General features: G+C 44.6%; 3 protein-coding genes and 1 pseudogene. All 4 read left to right on the forward strand.

Going from position 1 to position 2,603, the window contains the following annotated elements; all coding sequences use genetic code 11:
- Positions 1-236 (forward strand): annotated as a pseudogene (locus KDK15_RS11240) (hypothetical protein); the annotation flags it as partial.
- A gap of 417 nt (positions 237-653) precedes the next feature.
- Entirely contained in the window at positions 654-875 is a 222-nt protein-coding gene (locus KDK15_RS11245) for a DUF433 domain-containing protein (RefSeq protein ID WP_257295449.1), read from the forward strand.
- Positions 875-1,057: a DUF5615 family PIN-like protein gene (locus KDK15_RS11250; protein ID WP_257295450.1), complete on the forward strand. Its 183-nt coding sequence runs from the start codon at positions 875-877 to the stop codon at positions 1,055-1,057. The genes KDK15_RS11245 and KDK15_RS11250 overlap by 1 nt, the downstream gene beginning before the upstream one ends.
- A 206-nt stretch (positions 1,058-1,263) precedes the next feature.
- A complete protein-coding gene (locus KDK15_RS11255) occupies positions 1,264-2,448 on the forward strand; it encodes an ISAs1 family transposase (RefSeq protein WP_257295451.1) in 1,185 nt (394 codons plus the stop codon).
- Positions 2,449-2,603: the final 155 nt, after the last annotated feature.

The raw sequence follows: 2,603 nt of genomic DNA on the forward strand, positions 1-2,603 counted from the left end.
TTAATAAGTTCCCGATTTCCGTTCACCCTGAGCTTGTCGAAGGGTCGTGCCACCGGACTTCGACAAGCTCAGTCCGAACGGAGACAGGCAATGAAAATAGGGAAGTTATTTCCAGACAACTCTTAGAGAGTAACCTGTCATTCCGGGTAGACTTGTTTACCTGGGATCAGATACCAGAATCATTCAAGGAAACCATCAGAGAAAGGTATGTAGTCATTCAAAATGGCCATGACTGAGTGAGCTGAGTAGACAATTCAGGTAACAATCGGAAATGGCATGCTTCCCTCTGAAGTTTGCTTTATATCCCTATTTGCCTGATCAGGTCAAAGGCTTAGCCACTGGGTGTTTTTCTATCTGGCAAATAATGCGGCCTCTTGCTCCAAATCGGTAATCTCAATAAGGCTATAGCTACCGGATTGATAAACAGAAATAATACCTCACCGCGAGAAGTCACATGATACAGCGCTCCTGCGGTCTGAATTCTTAACGGCCGAGTCTTTCCTGCTTTCATTTTCTATTTATGACGAGTAACAAAGTAGAGCATCAGGTCGGAAATGCACGATGAAAGACCTGAACCTTGACCCTGAGTTTTGTAAAGACATGCCACTGACTGTCTTGCTAGACTGTGTAAACACAAGCAAGAGGGCAAAGGCATGGACCAGCAGGATTATTTGCAATACATAGAAACCGATGCAGCCAAGCGGTGTGGTAAGCCCTGTATCAAGGGTACAAGAATAACCGTTATCGATATTCTTGAAATGCTGGCTGAGGGGATGAGCACTGATGAAATCCTGACAGATCACCCCAACCTGCAAGCGGTGCAGATAAAAGCAGCACTGCTTTATGCTGCGAATACCATAACAGGTGCAGCCTGATGCTGCTCCTTGATGAAAATCTTTCCCCCCGGTTAATAGCACGAATAGAAGCCCGATTTCCGAAAAGCCTGCATGTTATTCATGCAAGCCTGGACAACTCTCCGGATATTGAATTATGGAGCTTTGCAAAAACAAATGGTCTTGCCATTGTCAGTAAAGATAAGGATTTCTTCTTAGGGTAGACATTAAGGCCAATAAAGCAGTACTTACAGTGCAGAACTCATCCTGAACAGCCACAATAAAGCTTCGAAACCATTATCAAGACTGAACAGGATGAGTACCAGCAATTCCCGCAAAAAGGGAAAAAATAAAGATTTTTCCCAGGGCGGTGGCACGAGACGTACATATGTACTATTAAGATACCTCCGGTATAACCAGAGGCACGGCAATGGCCAACTACACACCAATGGTCGTCAGAATTCAAACGCTAACTGAGCCTCGTAGCGATATACACGTTACGTACCCGCTTCCAGAAGTCTTATTTATCGTTTATGTCAGTGTTTTGAGTGGTTACACCACATGGAAAGGGATGGAGCGGTTCGCTAAATACAACCGCCTCTGGTTTCGTCAGTTTTTTCCTTATAAATTCGGCTTTCCCACCCATTACACCATCGCAACAGTGTGCAAGCTGCTCGACCCAGAAGCTTTTACCCAGTTATTTGTCGACTGGGTAAGCGACACAGTATCAGATTTAAATGCTCGTAAAATGGGACCTCATCCAGAAAAAAACGACAATGTAATCGCTATTGACGGCAAGGCTCTGCGTGGGTCACGCCCAGCTAAAGGCAAGAAGCTGGTACATATGGTCAGTGCTTACAGCTCAGAGCTTAAGCTTATATTAGGTTTTACTCCCGTTGATCAGAAGTCCAACGAGATCACTGCCATTCCTGAGGTTCTCGATATGCTTCTTATGGAGGGAGCCTTGATTACCAGTGATGCCATGGGCTGCCAGAAAAATATTTGCAAAAAGATCATTGAAAAAAAAGCGGATTACCTGCTGTGTGCCAAGGATAATCAGCCCACTCTGAGCAGTAATATCGAAGCATACTTTTCTCAGTACATTGAAGAGCATCCGGATGATCCGGAACCTGCCGATGACGAACACACCTTTGCAGAAACGATTGAGAAAAATCGGGGCCGCCAGGAGCACCGTCGTTGCTGGGTTTTTAACGACATTGAGGATATAGATCCAAATCATGAGTGGCCTGGCCTAAAGCAGTTTTCGGTTATCCAGAGAGACAGATTGGTTGGTAACAAACAAACAACTGAATTGCATTTTTATATAGAGAGCCGGGAGATGACAGCATCAAGTGTACTGTCAGCAGTACGCAATCATTGGAGTATAGAAAATGGACAGCACTTGTCACTGGATGTCAGCTTTGAAGAAGACGCCTCTAAAATCCATGAGAGAACAGCAGCAAAGAACGTTGCGACAGTAAGGCGGTGGTGTTTCAATGCCCACAAACAAAGTACCCGCTTTGAAAAAGAGAGCATGGCAGCCCGGATCCAACTGGCAGGATTAGATCAGGACTATCGAACTGAGTTGGTGCTGGAGAAGTTTTATACTGACTAACCAGTTAGTTTAAATAAAGACAGCAGAAGCAGCACATAGTACAAGCTTTGTAAGAGGCCAGTAGGTTTTTGTGCAAATTATTAAAGCGTTGGCTTCCTTTTGAGAATTCGGCCTGAATTACGATCTGGATTGTCTGGGAATATACGATCAACAAC

It is taken from the genome of Endozoicomonas sp. YOMI1 (genome assembly GCF_024606345.1).
Lineage (GTDB): Bacteria > Pseudomonadota > Gammaproteobacteria > Pseudomonadales > Endozoicomonadaceae > Endozoicomonas.